This window comes from Marinobacter goseongensis, assembly GCF_023156235.1.
Classification (GTDB): domain Bacteria; phylum Pseudomonadota; class Gammaproteobacteria; order Pseudomonadales; family Oleiphilaceae; genus Marinobacter; species Marinobacter goseongensis.
The window spans coordinates 201338-215788 of the sequence record NZ_JAKZAI010000006.1 but is presented as its reverse complement, the minus strand read 5'-3'; the positions used below and the strand labels follow the sequence as shown (position 1 = coordinate 215788).

The following is a 14451-nucleotide window of genomic DNA, read 5'->3' as shown; positions in this document are numbered from 1 at the left end:
GGAGGACTGACATGACAGACAACAACTCTGCAGTTCTGCTCAGACACCGCGACGGCGGCATTGCCGAGGTGGTACTCAACCGCCCGGACAAGCGCAACGCCTTTGATGACGTCATCATCCAGCAGCTGATCGGCGCCCTCACCGACGTGGACACCAACAAGCATGTGAAGGTGGTCATCCTGCGTTCAGAGGGCAAGCACTTCTCCGCCGGTGCCGACCTGGGCTGGATGCGCCGCATGGCGGACAACAGCCGCCAGGAAAACCTGGACGACTCCCGCGAACTGGCGCGGCTGATGAGCGTTCTCAACCACCTGTCCAAACCGGTGATCGGCCTGGTTCAGGGGGCGGCGTTTGGTGGCGCGGTGGGCCTCGCCGCCTGCTGTGACATCGTGCTGGCCACCGAACAAGCCAGTTTCTGCCTCAGTGAAGTGAAGCTCGGCCTGATTCCTGCGGTGATCAGTCCCTACGTGGTGCGCGCCATCGGCGAACGCCAGGCCCGCCGCTACTTCATCACCGCTGAGATCTTCTCCGCCCGACAAGCCGAACACTTCGGCCTGGTGCACGAAGTTTGTGCCGACGTGGATGCCATGAACCGACGCTGCGACGAATTACTGCTTCAGCTTGCCCTCAACGGTCCCGAGGCCATGCAAGCCGCCAAGAATCTGGTGTTCGCCGTCAGCCACAAAGCGATCAGCGGCGAGGTCATTGACGACACCGCGCACCGCATCGCGGATATCCGGGTGGGTGAAGAAGGTCAGGAAGGGCTCAGCGCGTTCCTGAACAAACGCAAGGCCAACTGGGTTCCGGAGGAAGACTAATGTTCAGTAAAATTCTCATCGCCAACCGTGGCGAAATCGCCTGCCGGATCATCCAGACCGCGCATCGCATGGGCATTCGCTGTGTAGCAGTCTATTCAGACGCCGACGCCAACGCGCGGCACGTGGCCATGGCCGACGAAGCTTTCCACATCGGCCCTGCGCCCAGCTCCGAAAGCTACCTGAAAGCCGACAGAATCATCGAAGTCGCGAAAAAAAGCGGTGCCCAGGCCATCCACCCGGGTTACGGCTTCCTGTCCGAGAACACCCGGTTTGCCGAAGCCTGCGAAACCAACAACATCGTGTTCATCGGCCCGCCCTCCTCCGCTATTGCAGCCATGGGTTCCAAATCCGCCGCCAAGGCCATCATGGAGAAAGCTGGTGTACCGCTGGTACCGGGCTACCACGGCGACGACCAGAGCCCGGACACCCTGCGCAAAGAAGCCGAACAGTGCGGCTTCCCGCTGCTGCTGAAAGCCGTGGCCGGTGGCGGCGGCAAAGGCATGCGGGTGGTGGAGCGTATGGAAGACTTCGACGATGCCCTCGCCGCCGCCAAACGGGAATCGAAGAACGCCTTCGGCAATCCGGACATGCTCATCGAGCGCTACCTGACCCAGCCGCGCCATGTGGAGATCCAGGTGTTCTGCGATCGGGACGGCCACGGTGTCTATCTGGCCGAGCGGGACTGCTCCGTGCAACGACGCCACCAGAAAGTGCTGGAAGAAGCCCCGGCCCCGGGCCTGAGCGAGGAAACCCGCAAAGCCATGGGCGAAGCGGCGGTCAAAGCCGCCCAGGCCATCAACTATGTGGGCGCCGGCACCGTGGAATTCCTCTACGACGTGGACGGCTCTTTCTTCTTCATGGAAATGAACACACGCCTGCAGGTGGAACACCCGGTCACCGAAATGGTCACCGGCCAGGATCTGGTGGAATGGCAGTTGAAAGTGGCCTGGGGCGACCCCCTACCGTTGGAACAGGCCCAGGTGAAAACCCGCGGCCATGCTCTGGAAGCGCGGATCTACGCCGAGGACCCGGACCAGGACTTCCTGCCGGCCACCGGCACCCTGCGCTACCTGAGTACGCCGGATGAAAACGTCCATGTGCGGGTGGACACCGGCGTTACCGAAGGCGACGAGATCAGCATTCACTACGACCCGATGATCGCCAAACTGATCGTGTGGGACGAAACCCGCGACCAGGCCATTAACCGCATGGTGCAGGCGCTGGAGCACTACCGCATCGCCGGGGTGAAAACCAACATCCGTTTCCTGCACGCCCTGGCCGACGCCCAGCCGTTCCGGGAGGCCGAGCTGACCACCGGATTCATCGAGGACCACCGCGAGCTGCTGTTCCCCAAATCCCGCCTCGACCTGCACAAAGGGCTGGTACTGGCGGCCGGCTTCCTGCTGGAACAGCGCAAATCCCGCGAAGTGGTCAGCACCGACCCCTGGTCGCCGTTCGGCCGCCAGAACGGCTGGCGCATGAACTCCGAATACGCGCAGCCCATGCACCTGCTGGTGGGTGAAGAGGTGCACGAACTCAAGATCCTCGAGCGGGACGACCGCTACCAGGTAATGGTCGGCGGCAGCATCTACCACCTCAACTGCAAGCTGGATGACGACTCCCTGCAGGCGGTGATCAACGGCCACCGCATCAGCGTGCACGGCAACCTGCACAACCACCAGCTGGTGCTGTTCTACGAGGGCGACACCTTCCAGTGCAACGTATTCCGTGAAACCTTCGGCGCCGAGGAGCTGGCCGGCGAAGGCAGCCTGGAGGCCCCGATGAACGGCGCGATTGTCGCGGTGCAGGCCAAAGTGGGCGACCAGGTCACCGCCGGCCAGACCCTGGTAATCATGGAAGCCATGAAAATGGAACACGCCATCAAGGCCCCGGCCGACGGCGTGGTGACAGACATCTTCTACGCCGAGGGCGACCAGGTGTCCGAGGGCGCGGAGCTGATCGCCATCGAAACCAGCGACGAGGAGGCGGCGTAACATGGCCTTCCCGAACCGGGTCCGACTGGTGGAAATGAGCCCCCGCGACGGCCTGCAGAACGAGCCCGGTGACGTCATCGCCACCGCCATCAAAACCGGGCTGATCGACCGGTTGGCTGACTGTGGCCTAAGCCACATCGAGTCCGCCAGCTTTGTGTCGCCGAAATGGGTACCGCAGATGGGCGATGCGGCGGACGTGATGGCCGGCATCAACCGAAAATCCGGCGTGCGCTACTCGGTGCTCGCCCCCAACCTGAAGGGCTTCGAAAACGCCCTGGCGGCCGGGGCAGACGAAGTGGCGGTGTTCGGCGCTGCGTCCGAGTCCTTCAGCCAGAAAAATATCAACTGCTCCATCGCCGAAAGCCTTGACCGCTTCCTGCCAGTGATGGAAGCCGCGGGCAAGGCGGGTATACCGGTGCGGGGCTATGTGTCCACCGTGCTCGGTTGCCCTTATGAGGGTGACATCGCCCCGGCACAGGTGGCCAAAGTCGCCAAAGCTCTGGCGGACATGGGCTGCTACGAAATCTCCCTGGGCGACACCATCGGCGTGGGCACCCCGCTCAAAGCCAAACGTATGCTGGCAGCCGTCGCCGCAGACGTACCGATCGAGAAACTCGCCGCCCACTTCCACGACACCTACGGCCAGGCCCTGGCCAATCTTTACGCCGTACTGGAAGAGGGCATTTCGGTGATTGACGCTTCCGTCGCCGGCCTAGGCGGCTGCCCCTACGCCAAAGGCGCCTCCGGCAACGTCGCCACCGAAGACGTGCTATACCTTCTGAACGGACTGGGCATCAAAACCGGCGTGGATATGAGCAAACTGGTTACCACCGGTGACTGGATCAGCAGTCAACTGAAACGCCACAACGGTTCCAAAGTCGGTCAGGCGCTCGGAGGACGCTAGCAGCGTTTCCTATTACAAAAACAACGGAGGCAGAGACCATGATCAACACGCTCCCGAGCTACACCAGTGGCACCTCAGAGACGCCATTACTGGGCATGACCATCGGCGAAATGCTCGATCGCACCGCCGGTAAGTACCCCGACACCGAAGCCCTGGTGGCCCTGCACCAGGACATCCGCTGGACCTACAGGGAATTCGTGGAAAAGGTCAACGAAGCCGCCCGCGCCTTCCTCGCCATCGGCGTCAAACGGGGCGACCGCGTCGGCATCTGGTCTCCCAACCGCTATGAGTGGACCGTTACCCAGTTCGCCACCGCCAAAGTGGGCGCCATCCTGGTGAACATCAACCCGGCCTACGGCGTGCATGAGCTGGACTACGCCATGAATCTGGCCGGTATCTCGGTGCTGGTTACTGCCGACAGCTTCAAGGCCTCGGACTATCGCAAAATGGTCTACGATCTGGCCCCCGAGCTGAAAACGGCCACGCCGGGCAAGCTCAAAGCGCACAAAGTGCCGGAGCTGCGCGCCGTGATCAATCTGGACAAAGACCAGCACGACGGCATGTGGACCTGGGCCGAGTTCACCGGCTTTGCCGATGACGTCAGCCAGCTGGAACTGGACAAGGCACAGAGCCAGCTGCAGTTTGATGACCCCATCAACATCCAGTTCACCTCCGGCACCACCGGCAATCCCAAGGGCGCCACCCTCACCCACCACAACATCCTCAATAATGGCTACTTCGTGGCCCACAGCCAGCGCTTCACCGAAAAAGATCGTCTGGTCATCCCGGTGCCCCTGTACCACTGCTTCGGCATGGTGATGGGCAACCTCGGCTGCATCACCCACGGTGCCACCATGATCTACCCGGGCGAAGGCTTCGAGCCCAAGTCCGTACTACAGGCCGTGCACCAGGAAAAAGCCACTGCTCTGTACGGTGTGCCCACCATGTTCATCGCCGAACTGGCCGAGCCGGAGTTTGAAAGCTACGACCTCTCCAGCCTGCGCACCGGCATCATGGCCGGCTCTATTTGCCCGGCGGAAGTGATGAAGAAGGTCAACGGCAAGATGCACATGAAAGAAGTTCAGATTGCCTACGGCATGACCGAAACCAGCCCGGTGTCGACGCAGACCAGCTCCCTCGACCCGTTCGAGAAACAGGTCACCACCGTTGGCCGCACCCAGCCTCACCTGGAAACCAAAATCGTCGACCCCGGCAGCGGCAACGTGGTGCCCCGTGGCGAAATTGGCGAGCTGTGCACCCGTGGCTACAGCGTGATGCTGAAGTACTGGAACAACGACGAGAAAACCCGCGAAGCCATCGACGACGCCGGCTGGATGCACACCGGTGACCTGGCCACCATGGACGAGGACGGCTACATCCAGATCGTCGGCCGCATCAAAGATATGGTCATTCGCGGCGGTGAGAACATCTACCCGAAAGAGATCGAAGAATTCCTCTACACCCACCCCGCCATCGAGGAAGTGCAGGTCACCGGCATTCCCGATGACAAGTACGGTGAAGAACTGATCGCCTGGGTGAAGCTGAACCCGGACGCCGATCCGGTCACTGGCGACGAACTGCGGGAGTTCTGCAAGGGCAGGATTGCCCACTTCAAGATCCCGAGGAACTACAAATTTGTGGACGCCTTTCCGATGACCGTCACCGGGAAGATCCAGAAGTTCAAGATGCGGGAGATTTCTATCCAGGAGATGGAGCAGGGAAACTAGAGGCCACTTGAGCCTCAGCCAAGTTGCAACCCATTGTCAATGAAGCGCTGTAGCATGATGCCATAAGTACCATCAGGTACTTCGCGGGAGATTACCAGGGGGCTTCCCGAGGCCCCCGCAGGGTTGCCTGCAAGGTCAACCAGACGATACTTTTCGGGCCGTTGCTTTTTCTCGTCCCTGACGATCATCAGTTTCGGTTTACGTCGACTCTTCGGGTTTGCGGCGATCACGATGGCGACCTCACCCGTTTTGAGCTCAACAATGGCTCCCGGCGGGTAGATTCCAATCATTAGCACGAAGGCTTTTGCCAACTCAGGGTCGAACTGCGTGCCACTGCAGCGATGAATGATTTCCAGGGCCTCCATCGAGGAGCGACCACGGTCGTAAGAACGATTGCTTGTTATTGCGTCATAGGTATCGACGATCGCAACGATTTTGGCGAAATAGGGTATCTGATAATCAACCAGCCCTCTGGGGTACCCTTTGCCATCAAGGCGCTCGTGGTGGTTATAGGCAACATCAATTGTCGCATGCACGACCCTGGGTAAAGCCATAAGCATATCCCTGCCCCAGTTTGCATGATTCTGCATAATACCGTATTCCTCTGGCGTCAGGCTTCCCGGTTTTTGCAGTATCTCGTCGGGTATTTTAGCTTTCCCGATATCATGCAAAAGGCCACAGAGACCCAACGTTTTTATCTCCTCTTCAAGCAGACCAAGTCTCTTACCGAACGCAGCGGAGAGAATGGAAACATTCAAGCAATGCTCAGCGGTGTATTCATCTTTGTGCTTCAGCTTGGTCAGCAGAAGCAGGGCATCGTCATTCCTGAGGATACTTTCAACGCATCGATCAACCACTTCCCTTGCTTTGTTGACGTCCAGGGTCCGCCCGACACGCATCCCATTCATAATGTTCTGGGCGACGGATTTCGCGTCGCTGTAATGGCCCGTCGCCCTGGTAATCTCGTGACCCACATCCACTTTGTTTATGTAGGTGACTTTTCTCCGCCGCGCGACCTCGCTCGTCTGCCGATTTTCACGATTGCGCGAGGCTCCGGCTTGATCTCTGGCTCGCGATGCTTTTGAAAATATCGAAAATTTGGATGACGGTTTCGGAGTCGATGCAGGCAGGGACGGCGTTGCCTGGCCCTCGATCTTTCTTTTCCCCTCAATGACGACGCGGTCACATTGCTGCTGCAGGGCGTCCACATCCTCCTGTTTCTGGACAATAAATCCCTGCAACAGAAAGGTTGTTTCTTCCCAAGGCCTATCAAGTCGCACAACGTGCATGCCGATTCTGAGTTCGGTTACAGGAATTTCCAGTTCGACACGTTCATATCTCATCGAGGACCCAGCCATTACGTCAGGTTAACACCTAGTATACGGTTAGATTCCAACGAATGACGTAAAACATTGTGAACAGATCAGCACCATTGGCAAGACCAAAAATCAGATGAAAGTAGAGCTGTTTGCCCCACCCGATTTGCAGACGGTGCAGTTGGTTTGGTAGCAGGTTTTAGGGTGCTCCCAAATCTGGCCACAACGCTTAATCAACACACCCGGCCCGAATCCTCTCACACTGCTGCCACCCACCATTTCGATCCGGATACGCCCGGGCGGAATCATAATGAAAACTCATCCTGTCCACGCCACCCACTCGCGCGTCATCAATCAGCCGTTCATCCGCATCTGCGAAGCCAGACTCACCCGGAACCTTTAACCAACGATCAAACCAAGCGACGGTATAGTGGGTAATAGAAGGTCTGCCCCACCCGCCCGAGCATGCGCTCCGGGACACATCCGGGCACCAGGAAGTAGCCGGAAATTGCGGCAACAGGGAGAAATCGAAGTGTGTGGTGCCCTGGAAACCGAGCGTGTAAACCGGAACATCGGCGGCTTTCCAGGCCTCGAACGCAACCTTGCTGCCAGCTGGATCCGGCGGCACCAGGTAGGGAAGCGGCGCGAATCCGTAATCCGCAAAGAATGACATGGCCGGTGCCCTCGGTGCGAATTCCGGGAGAACGCCTTGGGTGATGGCCAGCAGCATGACGTCATAAAGCGGAGCAGGCAGCTGCAGATTCGAAGCGGTTGTCAGGCCCTCTCCTGTGGGGGTGATCAGACTGTCCCAGGCGACCACCGCATCCACCGGGTTAGTCTCATCTATCAGCCCGGGCCAGGGCTCCGCGCCTGGCGCGCCATAGCCCTGAACCACAGATACGCCGATGGCACCGAGCGAGTGCCCCGCAATGCCAAGGCGCGAGTGATCCAGACGCGACCATTCCGGGTTATGGTCAAAGACCTCGGTGGGCATTGCGTCCTTGCAGGCTTGCGAATGGGGATAACGCTGGCTGGGTGTGGAGCGAAAGAAATCGATGGCATCCACCTGCCCTTCCCAAAAAACTTTGGGGTTCAGGTTGCCGCCCTGCTCCAGCAGCGGTGTCTGAAAATCGGACCGGCCTTGGCCCCTCGGGTCGTAGGTGAGCACGGCATAACCGGCCCGAACCAACGCCTGTGTTGCCCAACTGTAGGCGGTTTGCGGTGCCTGCACCGAGCCGTTGGTGATGACGATGGTCGGCACCGGGTTGTCCGCAGCCGCGTGTTTTGGCACCCAGACCGTGCCGGACAACCGGGCGCATTCCCGATCATAAAATACCACATCGGTAACGTCCGCTTCGTTCTGGTAGAAACCCTTTCCATCTGGCCCGTCAGCTTCGGGGTACCGGTACGGATCACCCGTACAGGGCAAGCCGTAAGTCGCGCACAAGGGTGAAAGCGGGGTATTGAGAGACAGGGACAGCAGCCACGACGGGTCCAGGATGGAGCGCTGTACCAGATCCTCAACGTTGAACAGGGTTTGTTCCAGATACCGGCGCTGGAACGGGATGGAGACCTGTTCCGTTAGTGCCTCCAGGGTTTTTGCGTAGTTGGTGGCCTCACAGTCGCCCCAAGCGGCACTTGGGGCGCTGGCGTCATCACAACGCGTGTCGAGGTTTTCCGGTTGAGTGGGCACCAGTCGCTGGGGTCTGCGTGGATCGTCCGGCGCAACGGCTTCTTCTCCCATGACTGCCTGCGGCGGGCTCGGCGCCTCAGCCGTGGACGAAGAAGACGAGCCGCCACACCCCGCCAAAGCCAACGCTGACAGTAATAAAGCCGCCTGTTTCATATCTACACCCCGTGAATCCCTATCATCAAATCCTGCGCATAGGATAAAGCTCTTGAAGCGGGCGGCCTTTGTCCCAAGTGGTCAGTGTGATCATTATTTGGGCCAAGTGGCTTCAGATAACCGGGTGCAGCATCTGGGGTTGTCACTGAAACACACTCAGTTAAGCTGGTTGGAATTCACCCAGTGAGGTAGCTCGCAACCATGGGACAACTATCCGAAACAGTCAGAAGTAGCCAACCAAGCATTCCTTCACTCGACGCTGAACGCGTCTCGTTGATCGAGCAAGCGGGGTTAACGGTCAAACAGCTGGAACCTCTTGGCGTTGAAGTCTACGGGGCCGATGTTCGCGCCGGGCTTCCCAAGCCTGTGATAGAGGCGCTGGAAGTGGAGATGGCGAATCGGGGATTCATCGTCTTCAAGCAGCAAACCGATCTTGCCGCCGAGGAGCTGGTTGAAGTCAGCAAATGGTGGGGCGCTCACGAGATCCACTCAACCCACGGCGTCCACCCTGCAACACCCGGTCGAAACAGGCACATCTTCCGCTGCTCCAATGACAGCCGCCACGGCATTCTGGGTGTGGGTCCCCAATGGCATAACGATGGCAGTTTTGAGGCGGCCACATTCTCGCACTCCGCGTACTACATGGCTCGCGCGCCGGAACAGGGCGGCGGTACGCACTTCGCGCACCAGGGCGCCGCCTTTGATGCGCTTCCGAAGGAAAAGCAGGCCTTCTGGGAGCGTCTTGTGTCGGTGAATTCCGCGTCCAGCGTGACGCATCCCGTCGTCCACACGCACCCGGTGTCCGGAAGGAAGAGCGTGTGGCTTCACCTTGGGATGACCGGTGCCGTTATCGAGCGGCTGCCGGAGGACGGTGTCACGATTGATGAGCTGAAACAGCAGCCCGCGAGCGTCGACCAGTTTCGTTTGTTGACGGAGAGCGAAATGAAGACGCTTTTCAATGACTACAACGATCTGATGAATGCGTCGTTCGAGCGGGGGTACGGGATACGCTACCACTACGACACGGGTGACCTGCTCTACATCGATAACTGGGCGGTGGCCCACAGAGCCGCGCCGGAAGCGCACATGCCGGCTGAACAGCAGGGGTTGCGGATCATGGACCGTGTCACGATCAAATCAAAACAGGACCTGGCGCCACACTTTGGTTTGCCGCAATACATCAATATCAACGGGCCTCACCCGTTCAACAAGGATGGCGTCTGGCAGGCCGGTGGCGTCGGGTTCCTGTGGAAAGACGACATCCGCCTGCAAAACTGACACGGTTGGCCGAAATTCGGTATGCACTCGCCAGGCATGACGACGACAAGCCCGCAACACGAGAGCCGACCTGCCTAGCGCTCTCTGTTTGATGGTTCCTCGTTCAAATACTGCAATTGCGAGTCATACGCTGCCTGAAGCCCGGTTTCCGGCTCCTCGTCATCATCCTGTGCCTCGGCAATGGAGCGCGGATACAGCGGCGACAGGATCGATACCAGAATCCCGACCATGGCGAACAGGGCAAACCCGTTTTCGTAGCCGACTTCCTTCACCAGCATACCGACGATGGGCGATCCGGTGGCCTGCCCCAGCGAGACCGCCATGAACGGCAACACCGGACCCATGGACAGCCGCCCCGGCAACAAACGGATACTGGTCATCAGATACAGCCCGGTCAGGCTCATGTAGGCAAGACCGAAAACCAGGGCAGAAAATGCCGCAATCATCAGCTCACCGGGGCTGGCCGCGATCAATGCCAGGCTCGCGGCCAGCATCATCAGCATCAGCGCCTGGGTAATGGCCGGGTTATTGCGATCGGCCAGGTCGGCCACGGCCGCACCGCCCAGCCCTGCGATGCCAACCGCCAGCCACAACCAGCCCGTGGCGCTGGATGGCAATTCACCAACCGTAACCACAAGATCCGGCGCGAAGATCCAGTAGGCCGCAGAGACAAACCCCATAGCGAAGGCAAACAGCGCAAGCCGGAAGAGCCGCGACCACTGCAACAGGCTGATGGCGGGCGCCGGTGCCGTTCTGGTGGGCGACACCCTCGACACCGACGGAATCACGACCAGTGCGGCCAACAACCCGACGATTGCCAGGCCGGCAAAGGCGCCGTAGGCAAAACGCCAGGCATCGGTCAGAAACAGCACTGCCGGCACCGCCAAAGCGATACCGATGCTGGTGCCGGCGTTCATGGAGGCGCTCACGCGACCGTGCAACGACCGTTTTACCTTCGCCTGCATGGCGGCTGTTAAGGCCGGCATCATCAGGCCCGTGCAGATACCACAGGCGAACACGCCAACGCCAAGCGACAAGGCTCCAGACGCCTGGCTGATCAACGCCAGACCGCCGGCACCAAAGCCACAGGAAAGCACTGCCGTTCTGCGGGCGCCAAGACGGTCAGCCGCCAGCGGAGCGACCAGGGTGGCCAGCAGGAAACTGACCAGTGGCAACGCACCAATAAGGCCGATCAGATCTGCAGTGAGTTCCAGTTCCTCCCGTATCGGTGGCACAAAGAGCCCGAAGGCAAAGCGGGCAAGCCCATAACTGATGGCGATCAGCGCTGCGCCGAAGATCGCAAATTTTGTGCTTGAGAGTGAGGTCATGCCGCCTCCGTCGGTTCCGTCGCAACGTCTGGCCAGGTAGGTAAGTATAGAACCAATAAACCAAAGTTTACTTACCGTGAGGGAATCCATGGGGTGATTCAATTTCGGTTTCCCGCAGGCCCACCGAGATCAGGTACTATCTGTTTTTTTATTCGGCACCGATTCCGCTTTCATTGACCACAAGAGAACTTGATGACCTATTCCATTGCAATAATCGGCAGCGGTATGGCGGGCCTGGCGGCTGCCTATCGGGCGCGCCGCGCTGGCCACCACGTTACCGTGTTCGAAGCCCGCAACAGCCATGGCATGGATGCCCATGCCCTCAGGGTGGATGGCGGCCTGGTGGATGTGCCCCTGAGGGTGATGAGTCCCGACGCATGGCCCAGTGTGCTTCAGCTTGCTGCCGAGGTGGGTGTGGGCACCTTCCAGGTGGACGTTCATGCGTCGTGCAGTTGGACCAGTCGGCACACCTGGTTCCGCAGTGGCGAGGTACCGATCCTGGGCTGGCCCTTTCTGGGCTCCTGGCGCTACCTGAACACGCGCGCATTGGGCATGGCCAGCGGCATCTGGCAACTGAGCCGTCTGACCCGGAAACTGGCGCGGGCTGACACCGACGCCACCCTTGGCGAAGTCCTGCAGCAACAGCGCTTTGACCCGTTATTCTGGCGTGGGTTGGTGTTGCCCCTGCTCTCCACCATCTGCACCTGTGACGAGAAACATCTGCTGAACTGGCCCGCGGCGCAATTGCTCTCGGCTCTGCACGGCATTCTCTACGGTTCCGAACTCTATCGTCTTAAGGGCGGGACCGGGGCGTTGGTCGAGGGTCTGGCCCGCGACCTGCCCCTGCATTGTGGCAGCCCGGTGGCACAGGTCGAGATCAGCGACGCCGGCGTCAAAGTCTATAACCAGCGGGGCGACGGCGGTGTGTTTGACCGGGTCATTGTTGCCACCCAGGCCAATCAGCTGAGTTTTCTGAATGACAGCCAGTTTGATGACGAGCGGAGAATGCTGGAAGACATCGGCTTCGATGCCGGCGAGCTCTGGGTGCATCAGGACCCGCGCTTTATGCCCGCGAAACAGGAAGACTGGACCGCGCTGAATTTTCAGATGGACGAGGCGTTGGAGAAGCCCATGTTTACGGTATGGGTCAACAAGGTGGAACCCACACTGGCGAACAGCGCACCGGTTTTCCAGACCTGGAACCCGCTGTTCGAGCCGGACCCGGACACGGTACTGGCGCGGGTGCCGCTGGAGCGCGCCGTGGTCCACTCCGGCACCGCCCGGGTCCACGACGCCCTTAACCAATGGCACCGTCAGCCCGGGCGCAAAGTGTTTTTCTGCGGTTCCTGGGCCTACGAGGGCGTGCCGCTGCTGGAATCCGCCGTGCGGTCGGCCAATGCGGTGGTGGATGCGATCTAGACGACTGGAAAGATTAGTGTCACCTGAATGACACCGTTTTGTCACTAACGGGGATTACCGTTGCATTGTAAGTCGCAATAAAGCGAGCTTATTCATTGCAAAAGGTGATCCAATGGCGTCTGTTCCATCCCCAAACATGATGCTCCGTATAGAAGACATGGGTGTGACCTACCCTGGAAATGTCCTTGCGCTGCGGCCCACCACCGTTGATTTTCACAAGGGCGAGTTCACGGTCCTGCTTGGCTTGTCCGGCGCGGGCAAGTCCACGTTGCTGCGCTCGCTCAACCACCTCGTTTTGCCCACCGCCGGGCGGGTGATCTCGGCAGAGTTCGGTCCGCTGAACAGCCGGCGTACCGTCCGACAGCACCGGTCGCGCACCGCCATGGTGTTCCAGCATCACCAACTGATTGAACGTCATACGGCGCTGCAGAATGTTCTCACTGGCCGTCTCGCCTACCACGGCACCTTGCGCAGCGTGCTTCCATTTCCCCGACACGACCTGGAATTGGCGCTGCACTGCCTGGAGCGGGTCGGACTTGTGGACAAAGCCCTTGCCCGGGTTGACCAGCTTTCCGGCGGCCAGCAACAGCGTGTGGGCATTGCCCGGGCGCTGGCGCAACAACCGTCAATGATACTTGCCGACGAGCCGGTGGCCAGCCTCGATCCGGCTACGTCGGAAAAAGTGCTCGGCCTGTTGCGGGATATCTGCCGCGAAGATGGCATTACTGCCGTGATTTCCCTCCACCAACTGGAATACGCCAGGAGCTTCGCGGACCGGATCATCGGTCTGGCTAACGCCCGGATTGTGTTCGATGCCGCACCGGCGGAGCTGCAGCAACACCACCTTGACGAGATCTACCACGGTAGAACGAACCCAACACCGATACCGGGCACCCCCCCGGCCATTCAAACCCAACCAGTCATGCCCCAACCCACGCACCTGGAGATAGCACGATGAAACCGATACTCACTACTCTGATCGCACTTTGCCTGATGGCGGGATTCAGCCTGCAGGCTTCAGCCGCTGATTCTGATCCTGACCTGTTGAAAGTCGCCCTGCTTCCTGATGAAAACGCATCGGAACTGATCAAGCGTAATCAGCCGCTGAAGGACTACCTCGAAAGTACCCTTGGCAAGGAAGTGGAACTGATCGTGACCACGGATTATTCCTCCATGATCGAAGCCATGCGCTTCGGCCGCATCGACCTCGCGTACTTTGGTCCGCTGTCTTACGTGATGGCCAAGAGCAAGAGCGACATTGAGCCGTTCGCCGCCATGATCGTCGATGGCAAACCGACTTATCGCTCTATCATTATCGCCAATGCGGAATCCGGTGTTGAAACCTATGCCGATATCAAGGGCAAGAAAATGGCATACGGCGACCGGGCATCCACGTCCAGCCACCTGATTCCCAAGACGGTGCTCATGGAGTCCGCCGGCCTCGAAGCTGAGCGCGATTATGAAGCTCACTTTGTGGGCTCCCACGACTCGGTGGCGGTGAATGTGGCCAACGGCAATGCCGAGGCCGGCGGTCTTTCCGAAGTGATTTTCCAGCACGTTATGGACCGTGGCCTGATCGACCGTAATAAAGTGCGGGTGCTTGGCTACAGCGGTGAATTTCCCCAATACCCCTGGGCCATGCGCTCAAACCTGTCTCCCGAGCTCAAAGCCAGCGTGCGGGACGCCTTCCTCAACATCGACGATGAAGAGATTCTCAGCAACCTGAAGGCCGAAGGCTTCGCCGCCATCACCGATGCCGATTACGACGTCATCCGCAAGATGGGCAGTCTGCTCAACCTTGATTTCGCGAAGATGTAAGGA

General features: G+C 59.6%; 11 protein-coding genes. 8 read left to right on the top strand and 3 right to left on the bottom strand.

The genetic code is table 11. The features are described 5' to 3' along the window. Window positions 1–11 precede the first annotated feature (11 nt). The 4 genes from MLC70_RS07600 to MLC70_RS07585 are packed head-to-tail and all read left to right on the top strand — an operon-like array spanning window position 12 to window position 5443. Window positions 12–818: an enoyl-CoA hydratase-related protein gene (locus MLC70_RS07600; RefSeq protein ID WP_248182701.1), complete on the top strand. Its 807-nt coding sequence runs from the start codon at window positions 12–14 to the stop codon at window positions 816–818. Continuing rightward, the gene (locus MLC70_RS07595) at window positions 818–2812 is read left to right on the top strand and encodes an acetyl/propionyl/methylcrotonyl-CoA carboxylase subunit alpha (RefSeq protein WP_248182699.1); all 1995 of its coding nucleotides are present in this window, start codon (window positions 818–820) and stop codon (window positions 2810–2812) included. The genes MLC70_RS07600 and MLC70_RS07595 overlap by 1 nt, the downstream gene beginning before the upstream one ends. A 1-nt stretch (window position 2813) precedes the next feature. Then, a complete protein-coding gene (locus tag MLC70_RS07590; RefSeq protein WP_248182697.1) occupies window positions 2814–3716 on the top strand; it encodes a hydroxymethylglutaryl-CoA lyase in 903 nt (300 codons plus the stop codon). A 38-nt stretch (window positions 3717–3754) separates the two neighbouring features. After that, on the top strand, window positions 3755–5443 hold the full coding sequence (locus MLC70_RS07585) for an AMP-binding protein (protein ID WP_248182695.1): 1689 nt from the start codon (window positions 3755–3757) through the stop codon (window positions 5441–5443). A gap of 14 nt (window positions 5444–5457) precedes the next feature. On the opposite strand, the gene MLC70_RS07580 is transcribed toward MLC70_RS07585, so the two are convergent. Together MLC70_RS07580 and MLC70_RS07575 are read right to left on the bottom strand one after the other, a co-directional pair. Then, the gene (locus MLC70_RS07580) at window positions 5458–6786 is read right to left on the bottom strand and encodes a cyclic di-GMP phosphodiesterase (protein ID WP_248182693.1); all 1329 of its coding nucleotides are present in this window, start codon (window positions 6784–6786) and stop codon (window positions 5458–5460) included. Window positions 6787–6988: 202 nt separating this feature from the next. Next, on the bottom strand, window positions 6989–8503 hold the full coding sequence (locus MLC70_RS07575) for an alpha/beta hydrolase family protein (RefSeq protein WP_248182691.1): 1515 nt from the start codon (window positions 8501–8503) through the stop codon (window positions 6989–6991). Between the two features lie 303 nt (window positions 8504–8806). On the opposite strand from MLC70_RS07575, the gene MLC70_RS07570 reads away from it, so the two are divergent. Beyond that, window positions 8807–9883, top strand: coding sequence for a TauD/TfdA dioxygenase family protein (locus MLC70_RS07570; RefSeq protein ID WP_248182688.1), 1077 nt, complete (start codon window positions 8807–8809; stop codon window positions 9881–9883). Between the two features lie 74 nt (window positions 9884–9957). Here the strand turns inward: MLC70_RS07570 and MLC70_RS07565 are convergent, their stop codons facing one another. Beyond that, entirely contained in the window at window positions 9958–11211 is a 1254-nt protein-coding gene (locus MLC70_RS07565) for an MFS transporter (protein ID WP_248182686.1), read from the bottom strand. Window positions 11212–11403: 192 nt separating this feature from the next. Between MLC70_RS07565 and MLC70_RS07560 the strand changes: the two genes are divergently transcribed. The 3 genes from MLC70_RS07560 (at window position 11404) to phnD (ending at window position 14448) form a co-directional block, all read left to right on the top strand. After that, a complete protein-coding gene (locus MLC70_RS07560) occupies window positions 11404–12630 on the top strand; it encodes an FAD-dependent oxidoreductase (RefSeq protein WP_248182684.1) in 1227 nt (408 codons plus the stop codon). A gap of 112 nt (window positions 12631–12742) precedes the next feature. Next, window positions 12743–13588, top strand: a complete 846-nt coding sequence (gene phnC / locus MLC70_RS07555) for a phosphonate ABC transporter ATP-binding protein (protein ID WP_248182681.1) — start codon at window positions 12743–12745, stop codon at window positions 13586–13588. Next, window positions 13585–14448, top strand: coding sequence for a phosphate/phosphite/phosphonate ABC transporter substrate-binding protein (gene phnD, locus MLC70_RS07550; RefSeq protein ID WP_248182680.1), 864 nt, complete (start codon window positions 13585–13587; stop codon window positions 14446–14448). The genes phnC and phnD overlap by 4 nt, the downstream gene beginning before the upstream one ends. The last annotated feature ends 3 nt before the right edge of the window (window positions 14449–14451 follow it).